The sequence below is a fragment of the Parendozoicomonas verongulae genome (assembly GCF_009711465.1).
GTDB lineage: Bacteria > Pseudomonadota > Gammaproteobacteria > Pseudomonadales > Endozoicomonadaceae > Sansalvadorimonas > Sansalvadorimonas verongulae.
On the sequence record NZ_SMME01000836.1, the window covers coordinates 17,053 to 34,319 of the forward strand.

Genomic DNA, 17,267 nt, shown 5'->3' on the forward strand with positions numbered 1-17,267 from the left:
GCAAATATCAGATAGAAAAACGCGGGTTTAAACCCGCGCAGTAGACTTCTTTCGCTGACACAAATGGCGACGCTCAAAATCACTGATTCGCTGACGATAGTGCTCAAGAGTCTGACCAGTCAGCACGCTGTGCTGTTCATCCCGCAGGATGCCACCCAAATCACGAGACAGATGGTGCACCGCTTCAACCAAAATCCGAAACGCCTGCTGGGGCTCCTCAGGCCCAGGCAAACCCATAAAGAAACTCAGTGCAGGAATGGAAGAATTCTCCATGGTTTTCAGATCAAAGGTGCCCGGTTCTACGCCGTTGGCCACGCTGAACAAAATCTGACCACTGCCATCTTCTCGTACATGGCGATGAAAGATGTTCATATCGCCAAAGCGCAGGCCCTCGTCCCTAAATATTTCCAGCAGCTTATCACCGGTGAATGGCTGGCCTTCCGGTGCCTTGACGTTAATTACCAGTATCTCTTCCATTGGAGCTGGTGCAGGCTGTACACCCTCGATAGCAGATTCGCCCTCAATCTCGCGTTCAGCAACCACTTCAACAGGTTCACTGCTTTTCACTTTCCGGGAAGAGGGACGGATCTTATCCCGCAGTTTTTTAGCCTTGTCTTCCAGCTCCTCCACATCAAAGGAGAAAGGCATACTCATTGGTTCACGGGATGGTTTGGCTTCTGCAGGTTTTCTGCGTCTATCCGGCTCAGCACGCAGATCCATATCCATAAGCACAGGAACAGGTTCATCCAGAGCCAGTGCCTGTTGCCCTGGCAGTACCGATGGATCTTTACGAACATCTGGCTGAGACTGCAATGGTGCGTCAGGCTGAGAGTCAACCGTGGCTTCCGGTGCTATAGCAGACTCAGCAATCGGTTCAGGCTGAACCTCTGTTGCCAACACTTCTGCTGAGCCTTCAACGGTTGCAGTCGCTTTCTCTTTTTCTACAACCCGAGCAGAAGAAACGACATCCGTCACAGCCGGTTCGTCGGAACCAACTGGAACACCATTTGCGATGTGTTCAGCTTTAGGCGTAACCCGAGGTGATGCCTGCACAGGCTCAGGGGAAAGAGTCGGCTCTTCCCGTACAGGTGCGGTACCTTTGACATCATCAAGGTCAGACAGTGTCTGACCATCTTTCAGACGTGCACCGCCGTTTGGCAGTTCGCTGCCAAAGTCATCAGCCTGCCCCTGGATATCTTCCAACCCAAAGCTCAACTCATTTTCTTTTCGCCGAGCCAGCCATATGCGACGCAACCCGTCTGCCAGTACGACCAGCACCACCAGAACGCCAATAATGACTAGCCAGTCGCGCAAATTCATCTCCATGGTCTATGCCAACCTGATGTTCCATCAATGAGTCCCCAGGACTCAAGTTATTTACTGTTAAACCTAACATGGTCTGAGCCCTGGACAAAAGATCAGACCGACATTTTTACTCACTGCTTATCCCACTACAACGCAGCCATAGCTGCCGCCTGTTCAATATCTACAGAAACCGGTCGGGAAACACCGGGCTCGTGCATGGTCACACCAATCAGCTGGTTCGCAGCTTCCATGGCAATTTTATTGTGGGAGATATAAATAAATTGTACCTTGGCGGACATCTCCTCAACCATGCGGGCATACCGGCCTACGTTCGCATCATCCAGCGGCGCGTCCACCTCATCCAGCATACAGAACGGCGATGGATTCAGCTGGAAGATTGCAAATACCAGAGCAATGGCCGTTAACGCCTTCTCACCGCCGGAGAGCAGATGAATGGTGCTGTTCTTCTTGCCCGGAGGTTGCGCCATAATTGTGACACCGGTATTCAGCAGATCATCACCGGTCAGCTCCAGATACGCCTGACCACCACCAAACACCCGGGGGAAGAGTTCACGCAAACCACTGTCTACCTTATCGAAAGTGGCCTTAAATCGGCTACGGGTTTCCCGATCAATACGACGAATGGCGTTTTCCAAGGTACCCAGCGCGTCCTGCAGATCGTCATTCTGGGAGTCCAGATAACGCTTTCGTTCTGACTGCTGTTCATACTCTTCAATAGCAGCGAGGTTGATTGCACCCAATCGCTGGATTTTAGCTTCCAGACGAGATAAATCCTCTTCCCAAACAGATTCTTTTGCATCATCCGGAAGATTGGAAAGAACCGTTTGCAAATCAAAACCATCATCCTGCAGCTGTTCCTGCAAAGTGGTGCGACGCACCTGCAGGGTTTGCCAGTCAATGCGCAGCTTTTCCAGACGCTCACGAACAGCCTGAGCTTCCTGCTCGGCACCGGTACGACCGCGTTCATGTTCGCGAAGAGTATGCTCCACATTTTCTAACTGACGACGGGACTCGTTCATCTGCTCTTCGATCACCAGCCGGTTATCCAGCAGCTCTTCGAGTTCCATCTGCAGATCATCCGTTGGCTCATCGCTATCAGAGAGAGAGAGACGCAGCTGTTCGATACGCTCCTGATGGCGCTCACGCTGAGATTCCAGACGGACAATACCCTGCTCCATAGACTCGCGACGGCTAGCCAGACTGTGCTGGCGCAGGGAGAGCTGATGGGCCGCATCTTTGCTGTGACGGGCCATCTGGCGAATGCGATCCAGCGCCGCCCGCACGTCATCTCGCTCCAGCAGCAGCTCTTCGCGACGACCTTCATCTTCTTCCATCCGATCCAACGCGTCCTGCAAACGCAGGCGGGATTCGGAAAGATTTTTCTGTTCAACCTGGCTCTGTTGCTCCGCCTCGGCAATTTCTTCCAGCAGGCGGTTACGGCGCAGGCTTTCCTGCTCCTGCTTCACCTGTCGGGCACCGAGGTCAGCCTTCACTTCACTCTGGCGAGCGGCCAAAGTTGTCAACTGTCGTTGGCTTTCTTCTCGATCAGTTTCCAGACGCTCCACATTTTCACGCCCCTCTTCCAGAGACATGCGCAGGTTTTCTTCCTTTTCAGCCAGCGCTTCAAGGTCGATGATCAGCTGCTCCAGCTCCTGCTGACGAGCCAATACACCAGCACTGGCATCGCTATCATTCGCTACACGGAGCCATTCACGACCGAGCCAGATACCGTCACGGGTAATCACTGACTCACCGGGAGCCAGCGTGGCGCGAATCCCCATAGCCTGATCGAGGGAATCTGCGGCATAAATACCCACCAGCAAATCACCTGTACCACCGGCGTAATCACCAAGCCATGGGAGCTGACCGCCGGGTTGCTGAACGGTGACATGTTCGCCACTCAGGAAGGTCAGGTTCGCCTGTTCCAGCTCACTTGAGCCGGTAGCCAGCTCATCAAAAAAGCCATCAAAGCCTTCTACGCACACCGCTTGTAAAGTATCGCCAAGAACCGTTTCCACGGCTGTTTCCCAGCCACTGGACACCTGCAATTGCTCAGCCAGACGAGGCTGATTCGCCAAACCTTTTTGCTTCAGCCAGCGCAAGCCACCTTCGCCCTGATCCAGTGCAGCCTGTTGCAGAGCGTCCAGAGACGCGCGACGGCCACGGGATTCGTTCAATAACCGACTGCAGGCAGAACGTTCCTGCTCAAGCGCCGTCAGAGTCTGACGTTGTTCACGAATATCATCCTGCAGTGTATCACGACGCTCTTGCAGTTCTTCGGATTGAAAGCTCAGTTCTGCCAGCTCCTCGTGCAGGGGCTCCAGCTCTTCATCAGCACTTATGGCCTGCAGGCCTGCAAGCTCCTCTTTCTGGCGGGCAAGGCGTTCTCCCATGCGATCGAGAGCCAGCTCCAGATGCTGGATACGGGACTGCTCAACTTCTGCGACACGACGGGGCTCACTGGACTGCTGGTTAAAGGCATCCCAGGTCTGCTGCCATGTGTGCATGCTCTGCTCGGCATTTTCCAGAGCTTCAGCCTGTTCCTCTTCTCCGGCCGTAGCCAGTTCCAATTCTGGCTCAATGCTCTGCAGCTCTTCATCCAGATCCGCCAGCATTTGCTTATCGGATTCCAGTTGCAGGCGGTTTTCCTGAGCGGCTTGCTCAGCTTCCTGCAGGTCTCGGGTGAGCTGCCCGGCACGTTCCCGCTTGTGGGTAATGGTCTGTTCCAGACGGGTGATTTCGTTGCCGGTGGCGTAAAAGCGCCCCTGCACCGTCTGAAAAGCGTCACCTAACTCGATCTGCTGCTGACGGAGTTTTTCGATATCGCTGTCGCTGGAACGTTGTTTGGCAATCGCCGCTTCCAGTTGAATCTCAAACTCCCGAATAGCGGAAGCCTGAGCTTCGGCACCCATATTCACGGTTTGCCAGCGCAGAGCGTGGAGCTGGGCTTTCTTGACCCGCTCATCCTGCTTGTACTCTTTATAGCGAGCGGCCGCTTCTGCCTGACGCTTCAGGTGAGAGAGCTGACGTTCCAGTTCTTCCCGCAGGTCAGTAAGGCGCTCCAGATTCTCTGTGGTTCGGCGGATACGGTTTTCCGTTTCCCGACGACGCTCTTTGTAGCGGGAAATACCTGCCGCCTCTTCAATGAAAACACGCAGTTCCTCAGGCTTGGATTCGATCAGATTGGAAACAATCCCCTGACTGATAATGGAGTAACTGCGAGGCCCAAGACCAGTGCCCAGAAAGATATCCATAATATCTTTCCGGCGACATTTGCTGCCATTCAGGAAGTAGGTATTGGCGGAATCACTGGTCAGACGACGCTTAATGGATATTTCATTAAACGCAGCATACTCGCCGGTAATACGGCCTGCGTTATTATCGAAAACCAGTTCCACTTGAGCATAACTGGCAGGCTTTCGGGAATTAGAGCCTTTGAAGATAACGTCGGTAATGGATTCTCCCCGCAGGTTTTTCGCGGAAGATTCACCCATTACCCAGCGTACAGCATCGATAATATTCGATTTGCCGCAGCCATTGGGGCCAACAACACCACACATGTTGCTGGGAAAATAGACAGTAGTCGGGTCCACAAAGGATTTGAACCCGGCCAGTTTGATACATTTGAGACGCATCGAGCCCTTATTTTATCCTGTTATCATGACAGTCATGAATCCTCTGGCTGTCAGCACCAACTCCATGGTACCCCCGACGCTCTTTTGTACGGCGCAGCCAAAAATCAGGGTATTGTAAAGCTACGTCTCTCATTAAAACAGTTATGCTTTCCGAAATGCAACTTTCAACTGTGACACTATAGTTACACATCTTTTGGCAGGACAATAACGTTAGCCTGCTCGCCGGCCCCCACTTCGATACTCTTTGTCACGCCTTCATAATCTGGTTTCATCACATTTCCGGTGAGCGAAATCCTTACTACCACATCCACTTTCTGATGCTCAGTGAGAGTAACACCCGCTATCATCGGCTCAGCATTAGCCAACTCAAAGGTACCCGGCAGGTCGGCCATGGTTAACGGCATAATCACCAACGGCATAGGAGAATCCACCGAGCGAGCATATACGAACACTCGGGCACTGGCGGGAATCTGTTCAACAGTTTTGTCCAGCGATACACGAACCTTAAGGGATTTATTTGGCTCGACTGCAGCCTCTCCTTCAGGCTCGATACCCAGTTCCTGTTGCGCTCTGGCAATGCCAGCCTTTAATGCCTGACGTGCGGTTGGGTCAGACGTCAATGCCAACAGAGTCTTCCACGCCCGTACGACTGTTTTGTAGTCACCCGATTCAAAAGCGGCGATACCCTCCAGACCCAGAGCCGTGGTATTTTCAGGCGCCATCCGCAGTGCCTGCTTGATCAACCCCTCAATGAGCGGGTTCATCTGGTTGTCATTTGACAGATATAACGCCTGCGCCTGCTGTGCCAAAGGTTCCCCCTGCTGACCACCGGTTTGCTTTACGATAATGCCGTAATGCTCTGCCGCTTCTGCATAACGGCCAGAAGACATATAAAAGCCTGCCAACTCAAAGCGGGTGCGGTAATCATTCGGCCACCGTTCAACAATACTTTCCATTGCCGACATTCCCTCGGCTGAGCTATGGGCACTGGCCAGTGCATTAATAGCAGCGGTTTGTTCCAGTTGATCTGTAGCTCCCAGCTTGTAGTAAAGTCCAATAGCAAGCACTGGTATAAAGGCAGCTAATACCAGCGGTATTGCAAGGCCGCTTGTTTTTGGGCTCTGCTGCCCCTGATCCTTCAAACCGTCAAGATCATCCAGCAGATTCTGCTCCAGCTCGGCCTTATGGTTTTCAAACTCCTCTTGTGAATACTGCCCGGATTCATAGCGAGACTTTAAATCCGCAAGCTGCTCCCGGCGCACATTCAGGTTGACCTGTTCAATATTCTGAATATCGTCAGCAGGAGGATTACGCCGAAAATGCACAAGCGGCAGACAGACAAACAGCAGCGCTAATACAATCAGCGCAACCGCACCAAACCAGAACAGGGTGACTGACTCGTTCATTCGGCTCTCCCTGTAGAATCTTTCTCATCCAGCATCTGACGAACCACATCCAGCTTGCTTTGATGCTCCTCATCGAGGTCTTCGTCGTATCCATCCCGTGAACGGGAGCGCAGAACAATGGTACCAAGAACCAAAACACCAATCACACCAAAGGCAATAGGCCCATACCAGAGCCACTGGGTTTTGCCGGTTGTTTTCGGGCGGTAGAGAACAAACTCTCCGTAACGATCCACCATAAAGTCCACAATTTGCTGATCGCTTTCACCACTCTCCAGCTTTTGATACACAATGCTGCGCAGGTCGTTAGCGATGGGTGCATTAGAGCCTGCGATGCTCTGACCATCACATTTGGGGCAACGCAGCTCCTCTGTCAGCACTTTGAAGCGATCCTGCGTGTCCTGATCTGTAAAAGTAAATGTGTCGATCGCGGCCAGTACCATCACCGAAAACAGCAATGACATCACCAGAACCACGAGTTGAGAGGCCTGTTTTCTCACTTCTTTCCCTCCCGTTCTTGATTCAGTTGAGCCAGAATGGGTTCAAAGATGTCATTCCAGACACGTGCATTCACTTCCCCCTCGTGTTTGTAACGAATCACACCATCGGCATCCACAAGAAAGGTTTCCGGAGCACCGCGTACACCCAGATCAATACCGAGACGACCATCCGCATCCACAAAGTTGGTGCGATATGGATCCCCCAGCTTGTTCAGCCAGGCGATGGCTTTGTCGCCTTCATCCTTGTAGTTCATACCAAAGATCACTACCCCTTGTTCAGCCAGCTCCAGCAGGTAAGGATGCTCAGCATAACAGGTAGGACACCAACTCCCCCAGACATTCACCAATGAGACTTGCCCTTTGAGAATGCCTTCCGTCAAAGTCGTGCCTGGCTCTTCCAGGGATGGCAAGGAGAACACCGGAAATGGTTTGGCAATCAGCGCCGAAGGTACAGTGTCATCCAACGACAACCCACGAAAAAACAGAACCCCCAACGCCATCAATACCAGCAATGGTAACAACAGAAATACACGCTTCATTCACACACCGGTTAACTGGTTATTATTCCCTGAGGAGCTGAAGCTTCCCCTTTATTTTTTCCTGAACCCTTTCCTGTAATTGCACGACGACGGACAGACATGCGATAGCGCTTGTCCATCACAGCCAGCGCACCACCAATAGACATAAAAATAGAACCCAGCCAGATCCAGCGCACAAAGGCTTTGAACTGTACTCTTATCGCCCAGGCGCCGTTTCCAAGGTCTTCCCCCAGTGCCGCATAAAGATCACGGAATAACCCCGGATCAATAGCTGCCTCAGTCATGACGGAACCCGAGACGTTATAAAAACGCTTCTCAGGGTGCATCAACGCAACTTGCTTATCCTCGTAAAACACCCGCAGAGTGCCGTAGTCGGAGATATAGTTGGGTCCACGGACTTTGCGTACACCTTCAAAACGGAATTCGTACCCCTTCAAAGTCGTCACATCACCGGGAGCCATTCGCAGATCCTGCTCATGGCTGTCCACTGTGACCATCAGTACACCCACCATGGAGACTGCCAGGCCAATATGGGCAATATGCATTCCCCATACACTGCGAGGAATCGTTTTCAATCCCTCAACCAATGAGCTCTGATTACGGCAACGGTTCAAAATCGCTTTCACCGAAGCCAATGTAATCCAGAATACCAGCGTCATAGTGATCAAAACGCGAACATGGAACTCCCCCTGATCTACAAACATCCATACCATACCCAGCACAATAGAGGCCATAGCTGCCCAGCGTAGCTGCTGCATCAGGTAACCAGCAGTGTTGTTTTTCCAGCGAGCAGTGACTCCCACACCCAGCGTCAGTGCCAGAAGCAGCGTCATCGGAACGAAGGAGGCGTTAAAGAAAGGAGGCCCTACAGAAATTTTACCCAGTCCCAAAGCATCAATAGCCAGAGGATACAGAGTTCCCAACAGTACAACGGCACAGGCGCTGGTAAGAATAATATTATTGATCAGCAGGAAAGTTTCCAGAGACAGTGGCTTGAACCCACTCTTGCTTTTCACAACCGGTGCACGCAGCGCAAACAGCAATAATGAACTGCCCACAACGACGATAAGAAACGCAAGAATAAATGCCCCTCGGGTTGGATCGGTGGCAAATGCATGCACCGAAGTCAGCACACCAGAGCGCACCAGGAAGGTACCCAGCAAACTTAAGGAGAAGGCGCTAATAGCCAGCAGTACTGTCCAGCTCTTCAACAGCCCGCGTTTCTCTGATACTGCCAGAGAGTGAATCAGGGCAGTGCCCACCAGCCATGGCATAAAGGAAGCATTTTCCACCGGGTCCCAGAACCACCAGCCTCCCCAGCCTAGCTCGTAGTAGGCCCACCAGCTGCCCAGTGCGATACCCAGTGTGAGGAAAACCCAGGCGATTACCGTCCATGGGCGACTCCACCGCGCCCAGGCAGCATCCAGTCGTCCACCCATCAGTGCAGCAATAGCAAAGGCGAAAGCCACGGAGAATCCCACATACCCCATATACAACATGGGGGGGTGAACAATCAGACCGAAATCTTGCAGCAAAGGGTTCAAGTCACTGCCGTCAGCCGGCGGGTAGGGCAGGATACGTGTGAACGGATTCGAGGTGAGCAGCATGAACAGCTGAAATCCAATACTCACCAGCCCCATGACCGACAGCACTCGGGCAAGCACAACCAACGGCAATTCACGGGAAAAAATCGCAACGGCCAGTGTCCAGCCGCACAGGATCAGGCCCCATAAAAGGAGAGAGCCTTCGTGCCCCCCCCACACAGCACTGACTTTGTAAACCACAGGCAACTGGCTGTTAGAGTTGTTGGCGACATAAGCAACGGAGAAGTCATCCCCAACAAATGCCTGTACCAGCACAAGGAAAGCCAGCATCATAAACACAAACTGTCCGGCAGCCAGCGGACGCGCCAGTGCCTGCCAGCTACGCTGGCCTGTGAGGGTGCCGATAAGCGGCAAAGTTCCCAGTAATGTAGCCAGACAAAGCGCTAGTATCAGGGCCAGCTGCCCTAACTCGGGCATCATGACTTCTGCTCCGGTGCAAGTGTTCCTTTTGTATTGACCGAGCGATACCCTTCGCTCTTTTCTGAGTAGTTCTTTCCGGAATGAGCCTTATCAATGGCATCCTGAACTTCGGGGGGCATATAGGTTTCGTCATGTTTGGCCAGCACCTCAGTGGCGTGAAATTCGCCGGTCTTGTCCAGCTCGCCCATGGCAACAATGCCTTGCCCTTCTCGGAACAAGTCGGGGAGGATGCCGTCATAATGAACAGTGACGACACCTTCACCGTCGGTAATCTGGAAGTTGACCTTCAAACTGCTTTCATCACGTTTAACAGAACCGGGCACAACCACACCACCACCACGCATGCGAGTTTCAAGTGGCGCTTCACTCGCTTGCATCTGGGCGGGTGAGAAATAGAGGTTTATATTTTCCTGCAGAGCAGTAAGAATCAGCCCTGAAGCAATCGCGACACCACAGGCAATAAAGCCCAGCAGCATAAGGCGCTGTTTACGTACGGCTTTCATCGGCACCCCTCACTTTTTAATTGTTCGTTGCCAATATGCTCTTTACGAACTGTGTCTCTCAGGGCATTTCTCCGAATGGTGCTGGCCAGCCTGCGCCCCTGAAGTACGGGAGAAAGCAGATTCCACACCAGCACACTCAGGCCAATTCCGTAAGCCGCCCAGACATAGGGTCCATGCCCACCCATGGTGAACAGATCACTTAAACTCTCAAAATACATTCAGGAATGCGCCCCCAGTAAAGCTTTGACCCAGGTTGTACGTTGCTCACGGCTGATAATTTCAGCTCTTAATCTAAGCAGGAAAACAAACAGGCTGAACAGGTAAAAACCAGCGATAGAGATCAACAGAGGGATCAGCATCTCCATAGCCATGGATGATTCTGTGGTGATTTTTATAGTTGCGCCCTGATGGAGAGTGTTCCACCAGTCCACCGAAAACTTGATGATAGGAATATTCACCACACCCACCATGGCCAGAATAGCGCAGGCACGGGCTGCTGTTTCCCTGCTGTCTATGGCCTCACGCAGGGCAATCAGGCCAAGATAGAGGAACAGCAGGATCAGCATGGAGGTCAGCCGTGCATCCCACACCCACCAGGTGCCCCAGGTTGGCTTGCCCCAGATGGAGCCGCTGATAAGCGCCAAAGCGCAGAATGAAGCGCCTATCGGTGCAAGGCAGCTTACCGCCATATCAGCGAGTTTGATTTTCCAGACAAAACCGATGGCAGCAGTCACTGCCAGCCCCACATAAATCGTCATGGCAAGTGAGGCAGATGGTACATGGAGGAAAATAATCCGGTAGCTATTTCCCTGAAGATAATCTGGTGGCGTAAACAAAAGCCCCCATGTCAGTCCGGTGACAACCAGAGCCAGTGCCAAAAGACCTACCCAGGGCAGACATTGGCCGCTGAAATCATAAAACCATTTTGGCGATGACATACGATGGAAGAACGTCCACTTCATAGTCGACCGATGCCCCTATAAGTATTTATCGCTATTCTAAGGTTTTGGCGCACTTAGTCTAGAAGCCGAAGCCATATAAGTATTTAAACTATCTCCCGACATTGATACGAATCAAGAAAACTTTCTCTCCTTCTACTTTTTACTGACTATCCACTGACACTGATACGAAGAGAGGCAGAAATAGCCAGGGGCGCAAAAGTGATACCCAGCACCAGCAACACGCCCTGCCAGAGTAAATGGCCGTGCCAGGCCATACCACTCACAGCGGCATCAATCGCACCGGTTCCAAGAATGAGAACAGGAATATAGAGAGGAAGCGTGAGTAGCGAAAGTAATATTCCCCCTTTTCGCAGCCCTACTGTAAGCCCTGCCCCTATAGCACCGATCAAACTGAGCAACGGCGTTCCCAAAAACAGTGTCGCCACAATAGCTGGTAACGCCTCGGAGGGCAGACCAAACATAATGGCCAGCACAGGAGATAGGAGTGTGAGTGGCAGCCCTGTCACCAGCCAATGACTGATCACTTTAGCCATAGCTGTCATCCACAAGGGCTGAGGAGCCAGCATTAACTGTTCAAGGGAACCATCTTCAAAGTCAGAACGAAACAGGCTATCCATAGCCAGAAGGTTGGAAAGTAAGGCCGACACCCAGATCACCCCGCCTCCCATAATCATCAGAGTCTCGGGGTCTGGCCCCACCCCCAATGGGAAGAGTGTCGCCACCAGCATGAAAAACACCAGGGGGTTGATCAGATCCCCGCGGTTGCGGAATGCCAGATGCAAATCCCGCTTTAAAACCACGCCAAAACCACTCATTACACTCATTACTCTCCCCCCAATACCAGCTGACGGAAGCCCGAGTAATCCATGTCCATTTCATGGTGGGTTGTCATCATCACCATGCCACCACGGCGGGCATGGTCGACTAACGTCTGTTCCAGCTCAGCAATGCCGGCTTTATCAATAGCGGTGAAGGGTTCATCAAGAATCCAGAGTTTTTGTCTGGCAAGAAACAAACGCGCCAGGGCCACACGGCGGTTTTGTCCAGCAGACAGCTGATAGCAGGGGACATCTTCGTAACCACGCAACTGAACTTTCTTCAGTGCACCCCAGATTTCTTCTTTGTCCAGCTTGCGGTGCAGCCCCATAGACCACTGCAGGTTTTCTTCCGGCGTCATAATGGATTTCACACCAGGTTGATGGCCCATATACAGGAGAGAGGCCTGAAAACCGGGGCGATCATCTTTCACAGGTTGTCCATTCCAGACAATATCGCCGTGAAAATCCAGAGCAAGCCCGGCAATCACCCGCATCAACGTGGTTTTTCCCGCACCATTAGGGCCTGCTACCTGCAGCACCTCGCCAGAGGACAAGGTGAAATCGAGGGATTCAAAAAGAGTGCGCTCATCACGTTCGCATGTCAGCCCGGACGCCGATAGAGAGGAAAGCTGAGACAAACTTATATTCCAGACAAGAGAAAAACAGCGCTACTATATTACGGTTAATACTATTCAGCCATGACATTCACCGTTATTTCCTCTCTTCTCAGCATGCCCTTGCAGTGCTCCTGTCATTCGATAGGGCAGCATTTATTCAGAAAAAGATTGCAGGATCGAAGCTTCCAGCGCGCTGCGCCCCTCTGACTGAGCGATAGGCAGATCTTTGGCCTGCCAGGAAAAGTACCCGTCCCGGTAGTAATAAACCGTCTTATACCCCCACGACGCAGCCAAGTGAGCAGCCAGTGCTGATCTCATGGTGTGAGAGCCGTTTCCGTAAATCACCAGGGGCTGATCCTTACTGATAAAACCGGGATGTTTGAGCAAGGCAAAGGTCGAGTACAAGCCAAAGTGCTGGGCACCTTCAATATGCCCCCACTGCCACTTCTCGCGGCTGCGCACATCAATAAACGCAGCCTGACTTTGAAACAGCTCACGTGCCTGTTCTGTCGAAATAGTTTCAGCCCCTGTTACAAATACCGGCGCCTCTTTCGCAGGCATAACCCCAGCCAGGCTCAACACTGCAGCTCCCAGAACCCCCCGCAAGCAGCCCTTCATTCCTCCGTGCCCCGATGTCATTGTAATCACTTCCAACTCTGCAAACGCCCGCGGAGTCGAAGTGCTGCCTGACTATGAATCTGACTCACCCTCGATTCACTCACACCCAGCAACTTGCCAATTTCTTTCAGGTTAAGCTCTTTCTCGTAGTACAGAGTCAGCACCAGCTGCTCTCTTTCAGGAAGAGATTTAATGGCATTCATCAATGCTGTGCGGAATTTCTCATCGTATAAATCAGCATCAGGGGTACAGCCATCCCCGGAGCGCTGAAAACGAGACTCTTCACTGTCGAACATATCTTCAAAGCTGAATAACCGGCAGCCTTTCAGATCCTTCACCATGTTAAAGTAGTCGTTGAGAGACACGTCCAGCTCTTTGGCCACTTCTGCATCACGAGCATCACGCCCCACACGGGCCTCTACAATCTGAATCGCTTCGCTGACACGACGGGAGTTCCTGTAAACCGAACGAGGCCCCCAATCGCCACGTCGAATTTCATCCAGCATGGCACCGCGAATACGGATGCCGGCAAAGGTTTCAAAGCTGGCACCTTTAGACTCATCGTATTTCCCCGCGGCCTCCAGCAAACCCACCATGCCGGCCTGCACCAGATCATCCACCTGCACACTGGCCGGCATTCTGGCAGACAAGTGTCGTGCAATGCGTTTTACAAGGTTGGCATGCTTCTCAACAACCTCAACCTGAAAGAGATGCTTCCGGTTGCTCTCATCCTTATCACTGGCATTGTGAACAATAGCTTCCATGCTTACATGCCTCCTGCATTCACAGTCTGTTCAAGGAAAAAAGTCATCCCCCCGGCGACAGGGCTGCTGATTCGTCGACGATCCAATGTCTCAGCCAGCATTTGTAAAGCACGGGCGGTACGTGATTCGGGGCGAACTTCCAGAAGGCTTTGGAAATTCTGGCAACACTTAGCCACATCCTGATCAAATGGCACTTGTCCACAATGTCGAAGAACAAGGTCTTGCTCGAAATCCAAACGCTGCTGCAGGGTTTCAACGAGGGTATGGCCTTCACGCTGACGGCGTGTCATATTGGTGAGAATGCCAAACTGCTGAATACCACAATGGCCGCGCAGGGCTTTGATGAAATCTGCAGTATCTGCCTGAGACAGAGGGTCGGGAGTCATCACCACAAGCAGCTCTCCTGCTGCCTGTACCAGTTGAAGATCGTTGGAAGAGAGGCCACCAGCGGTATCGATCAGCAGATAATCAATATCCCCAGCCAACACATCTATGGCATTGATCAATCCAGATAAACGACCGTGACTTAGCGATGCCATAGTCGGTTCGCTGCGCCCACCGGGAATGATGCGTACACCTCCTGGCCCTTCAATCAGGGTTTGGGTGATATCGCACTTCCCAGCTAACACATCCGAAATGGAATATTCGGGTTCAGCACCGGTGAGGAGCTCGATATTGGCTAAACCAAAATCGGCATCAAGAACAACAACACGCCGCCCCATACGGGATAATGCTTCGGCCAGATTCAGGGTAAGAAAACTCTTACCTGAGCCACCTTTGCCACTGGCAATGGCAATGACTCTTGCGGGTTTCACATCCATAGTCCTTTACGGTCCGCTCTATTGTTTGAACTCAGCACCATCCTTGGCGCATGTATTTCTAGGTACTGCAGTGAGCGTGCCAACACGGCCTATTTTTTACATTCCATAAAAACTTTTTGTAAGATGTTGTTTTAAAAGAGGTATTTTAAAAACTCATACGACGATCAGCCTTTAAATGAAAGACATATAACCTCGTTTTCCTCTGTTTTTTGACATGTCAAATCAGCGCCGCCAGATTTCTGCCGAAGAGCTCATTTGAGAATGACGAGGGAATGTCAGAAGGGTGTCGTTCGATAGATTTAAGAGGGTTTAGAGCGACAGAAATACAACACCTTCAGGTACTCCATAACCTGAATAACGGTTGCACGATTTCAGTAAGAGGGGGGATAATTGACTGTTGACGAAACCGAGAAAAGGCTAAGAGAAAAGCGAAGAATCAAGAACGCTTCAAAAGATCACGAAACGTCTGAGCAGAATCAGAACGAATCTCAGGCTCAGGCAGCAGCTTGTCATAATCACCCAGCAAGGTAATTCGCCCGGAAGAGACACCCAACAGCAACTGCCGCTCACCCGCCTGTACAACAACAACCCGATCCCGCCCTCCAAGGGACAAAACTGCACGGGTTTTCAGCCCAATCTGGCCAGGGGCCAAATCCGGGCGCCAGCGACGAACCCACCAGGCCAGGCCAAACATCAGGCAAATGACAAACAGAAAGGTGAACATCATCTTCACCAATTCCATCATGCCCAACTCATTATCGGTATCTGCAGAAACAGCTTCAGGAACAATGGGAGCGGTGCTCTCAGAGACAATCGGAAAAACAGCTTCCGACCCTTCCCCAAAAACAAGGGAAGAGCCGATGATCAAGAAGCTAAAAAGGAGGCTCTTAAGGAGTCGAGGTTTTATCAGCCTGCTCATAACGGTTCAAACCATACTTGCGCATTTTTTCCACCAGAGTCGTCCGGCGAACCTGTAGTTTATCCGCTGCACGGGCCACCACATTATTACAGTCATCCAGCGCCTGGCGGATGAGTCTGCGCTCAAGATCCGACAGAAACTCTTTCAGGTTTAAACCATTGACAGGCAGCACTGCCAGCTCATCCAACCCACCCATGCCAGAGGGCTGGATAGTGGTCGGGAACATCTCTGCTACACCGGTCTCTTCAGAAGCCTCACCAACCGCTTTACGGAACCGGCCCGGCAACTCGTCAATACCGATCACACCCATGGGGTACATAATAGCGAGACGCTCAACCAGATTCGCTAATTCACGCACATTACCCGGCCACTCATAGCGGCAAAGCGAAAGGATAGCAGCAGAGCTGAAACGCACAGAACCACGCTGTTCACGTTCCATACGGTTGATCAGATCATTCAGAATCAACGGAACATCTTCAGAACGTTGGCGCAGGGATGGTGTTTCAATAGGGAATACATTCAGGCGGTAATAAAGGTCTTCACGGAACTTACCTTCTGCCACCATTTTTTCTAAATCGCAGTGAGTAGCCGCAATAATCCGCACATTCGCTTCAATAGAGGCCGTACCACCTACACGCTCAAATTTCTTCTCCTGAAGAACGCGGAGCAGCTTGACCTGCATGGAGAGTGGCATATCACCAATTTCATCTAAAAACAGCGTGCCCCCCTCAGCCAGTTCAAAACGACCTTTGCGGGAAGCGATAGCGCCAGTAAACGCGCCCTTCTCATGACCAAACAGTTCGCTTTCCAGCAAATCAGGAGGAATAGCACCGCAGTTCACCGGTACAAAAGGTTCTTCCTTACGGCTGGAGTTTTCATGGAGATTACAGGCCACAACCTCTTTACCTGTACCTGACTCACCGGTGATAAGAACATTCACATCCTTATCCATCACCTGCGCCATCAAAGCCCGTACCTGACGAATGGCACGGCTGTTACCTACAAGATTACGAAACAGTTGCGCATCGTGGTGGCCAGCAAGGATCTGCCCCTGACGGCAATGAATGCGATAAACCTGCACCAGGTGCAGCGCATCCACAATCTGGCTGTAGGTCAGCGGATGCTCCAGTTCGCCAACCACCTGACGGCGTAAACTCCCCTGAAGTCCTACTCGGCTGAAAGCCCCGTTAATCAAAATGGGCAGTGCCGGGCAGTGCCGGTTCAACTGTTTGAGAATATCGAGAGTTCGGGGAGAACGCCCCACAATGACAGCCAGACAATCTTCTGGCGCAATTGTAATGCGAGTTTCCCAACCACCGGCTCCGGACAGCACGATGTCATGCCCAAGGAATTCTAGAATCGTTCTAAGTTGCTGTCTCTGGTGCTGATCGTCCTCAATCACCAGAATACGGCTTGAATCACCCATATTGCCAACCATCCGTGTTTAGCAATCACTCTTTCGGGTCAAACAGCTGCACGAGAAGAGATCTGAAGAAGAAAACGTCTGGGTAGCAGACGTATTACTTACCAGTTAAGGCAGAAGGTTTTGGTTCGTCAAACCCCGGCCAATGCTTCTTGCAAAAGGTGGCAATTTGCTGATTTCAGGACAAAAAAAACCGCCGGGGTAATGGCGGTTAAACAAGAACAGAAATTGTAAATCAGTATTTGTGTCATAACGGATCACAGTTATTCATTTAATCGGAGAGTATTACAGAACAATGACACTGGGCTTTTATTGATAATAATCGTCTTCTTCTGCGTCGTAGTCTTCTTCCGTCTCTTCATCCTGATACTCATCATCATAGTCATCGTATTCTT

The 17,267-nt window shown here is 51.6% G+C and carries 16 protein-coding genes; all 16 read right to left on the reverse strand.

Features of this window, described 5'->3' with window-relative positions:
• Positions 1-27: 27 nt before the first annotated feature.
• The 16 genes from zipA to E1189_RS12515 all read right to left on the reverse strand — a co-directional run bounded on the left by zipA (position 28) and on the right by E1189_RS12515 (position 16,875).
• A complete protein-coding gene (zipA, locus tag E1189_RS12440) occupies positions 28-1,314 on the reverse strand; it encodes a cell division protein ZipA (RefSeq protein ID WP_230460366.1) in 1,287 nt (428 codons plus the stop codon).
• A 137-nt stretch (positions 1,315-1,451) separates the two neighbouring features.
• Entirely contained in the window at positions 1,452-4,961 is a 3,510-nt protein-coding gene (gene smc, locus E1189_RS12445) for a chromosome segregation protein SMC (protein ID WP_155160649.1), read from the reverse strand.
• Between the two features lie 182 nt (positions 4,962-5,143).
• Complete coding sequence (gene ccmI / locus E1189_RS12450; protein WP_155160650.1) at positions 5,144-6,367, reverse strand: c-type cytochrome biogenesis protein CcmI; 1,224 nt, start codon at positions 6,365-6,367, stop codon at positions 5,144-5,146.
• A complete protein-coding gene (locus E1189_RS12455; RefSeq protein WP_329602016.1) occupies positions 6,364-6,864 on the reverse strand; it encodes a cytochrome c-type biogenesis protein in 501 nt (166 codons plus the stop codon). The genes ccmI and E1189_RS12455 overlap by 4 nt, the downstream gene beginning before the upstream one ends.
• Positions 6,861-7,403 carry a DsbE family thiol:disulfide interchange protein gene (locus tag E1189_RS12460; protein ID WP_155160651.1) on the reverse strand — a complete coding sequence of 181 codons (543 nt, stop codon included), beginning with the start codon at positions 7,401-7,403 and terminating at the stop codon, positions 6,861-6,863. The genes E1189_RS12455 and E1189_RS12460 overlap by 4 nt, the downstream gene beginning before the upstream one ends.
• Before the next feature lie 11 nt (positions 7,404-7,414).
• Positions 7,415-9,427 carry a heme lyase CcmF/NrfE family subunit gene (locus tag E1189_RS12465; protein WP_155160652.1) on the reverse strand — a complete coding sequence of 671 codons (2,013 nt, stop codon included), beginning with the start codon at positions 9,425-9,427 and terminating at the stop codon, positions 7,415-7,417.
• On the reverse strand, positions 9,424-9,930 hold the full coding sequence (gene ccmE, locus E1189_RS12470; RefSeq protein WP_155160653.1) for a cytochrome c maturation protein CcmE: 507 nt from the start codon (positions 9,928-9,930) through the stop codon (positions 9,424-9,426). The genes E1189_RS12465 and ccmE overlap by 4 nt, the downstream gene beginning before the upstream one ends.
• On the reverse strand, positions 9,927-10,148 hold the full coding sequence (gene ccmD / locus E1189_RS12475; RefSeq protein ID WP_155160654.1) for a heme exporter protein CcmD: 222 nt from the start codon (positions 10,146-10,148) through the stop codon (positions 9,927-9,929). The genes ccmE and ccmD overlap by 4 nt, the downstream gene beginning before the upstream one ends.
• Positions 10,149-10,892, reverse strand: coding sequence for a heme ABC transporter permease (locus E1189_RS12480; RefSeq protein ID WP_155160655.1), 744 nt, complete (start codon positions 10,890-10,892; stop codon positions 10,149-10,151).
• Between the two features lie 146 nt (positions 10,893-11,038).
• The gene (ccmB, locus tag E1189_RS12485; RefSeq protein WP_155160656.1) at positions 11,039-11,716 is read right to left on the reverse strand and encodes a heme exporter protein CcmB; all 678 of its coding nucleotides are present in this window, start codon (positions 11,714-11,716) and stop codon (positions 11,039-11,041) included.
• Entirely contained in the window at positions 11,716-12,348 is a 633-nt protein-coding gene (gene ccmA / locus E1189_RS12490; RefSeq protein ID WP_155160657.1) for a cytochrome c biogenesis heme-transporting ATPase CcmA, read from the reverse strand. Before ccmA ends, ccmB begins: the two co-directional genes overlap by 1 nt.
• Positions 12,349-12,480: 132 nt before the next feature.
• A complete protein-coding gene (locus tag E1189_RS12495; protein ID WP_230460367.1) occupies positions 12,481-12,945 on the reverse strand; it encodes a rhodanese-like domain-containing protein in 465 nt (154 codons plus the stop codon).
• Between the two features lie 26 nt (positions 12,946-12,971).
• Positions 12,972-13,709: an RNA polymerase sigma factor FliA gene (locus E1189_RS12500; protein WP_155160659.1), complete on the reverse strand. Its 738-nt coding sequence runs from the start codon at positions 13,707-13,709 to the stop codon at positions 12,972-12,974.
• Between the two features lie 2 nt (positions 13,710-13,711).
• Complete coding sequence (locus tag E1189_RS12505) at positions 13,712-14,524, reverse strand: P-loop NTPase (protein ID WP_196221406.1); 813 nt, start codon at positions 14,522-14,524, stop codon at positions 13,712-13,714.
• Positions 14,525-14,966: 442 nt separating this feature from the next.
• Positions 14,967-15,449 carry a flagellar biosynthetic protein FliO gene (fliO, locus tag E1189_RS12510; protein ID WP_155160661.1) on the reverse strand — a complete coding sequence of 161 codons (483 nt, stop codon included), beginning with the start codon at positions 15,447-15,449 and terminating at the stop codon, positions 14,967-14,969.
• Positions 15,418-16,875 (reverse strand): sigma-54 dependent transcriptional regulator, encoded by a 1,458-nt coding sequence (locus tag E1189_RS12515; RefSeq protein WP_155160662.1) that lies wholly within the window; start codon positions 16,873-16,875, stop codon positions 15,418-15,420. Before E1189_RS12515 ends, fliO begins: the two co-directional genes overlap by 32 nt.
• Positions 16,876-17,267: the final 392 nt, after the last annotated feature.

Coding starts and splice junctions, on each gene's coding strand:
- ccmI (WP_155160650.1), bottom strand. CDS start 6,367: ATGAACGAGTCAGTCACCCTGTTCTGGTTTGGTGCGGTTGCGCTGATT.
- E1189_RS12515 (WP_155160662.1), bottom strand. CDS start 16,875: ATGGGTGATTCAAGCCGTATTCTGGTGATTGAGGACGATCAGCACCAG.
- ccmB (WP_155160656.1), bottom strand. CDS start 11,716: ATGAGTGTAATGAGTGGTTTTGGCGTGGTTTTAAAGCGGGATTTGCAT.
- ccmD (WP_155160654.1), bottom strand. CDS start 10,148: ATGTATTTTGAGAGTTTAAGTGATCTGTTCACCATGGGTGGGCATGGA.
- E1189_RS12465 (WP_155160652.1), bottom strand. CDS start 9,427: ATGATGCCCGAGTTAGGGCAGCTGGCCCTGATACTAGCGCTTTGTCTG.
- smc (WP_155160649.1), bottom strand. CDS start 4,961: ATGCGTCTCAAATGTATCAAACTGGCCGGGTTCAAATCCTTTGTGGAC.
- E1189_RS12500 (WP_155160659.1), bottom strand. CDS start 13,709: ATGGAAGCTATTGTTCACAATGCCAGTGATAAGGATGAGAGCAACCGG.
- E1189_RS12460 (WP_155160651.1), bottom strand. CDS start 7,403: ATGAAGCGTGTATTTCTGTTGTTACCATTGCTGGTATTGATGGCGTTG.
- E1189_RS12480 (WP_155160655.1), bottom strand. CDS start 10,892: ATGAAGTGGACGTTCTTCCATCGTATGTCATCGCCAAAATGGTTTTAT.
- fliO (WP_155160661.1), bottom strand. CDS start 15,449: ATGAGCAGGCTGATAAAACCTCGACTCCTTAAGAGCCTCCTTTTTAGC.
- E1189_RS12495 (WP_230460367.1), bottom strand. CDS start 12,945: ATGAAGGGCTGCTTGCGGGGGGTTCTGGGAGCTGCAGTGTTGAGCCTG.
- ccmE (WP_155160653.1), bottom strand. CDS start 9,930: ATGAAAGCCGTACGTAAACAGCGCCTTATGCTGCTGGGCTTTATTGCC.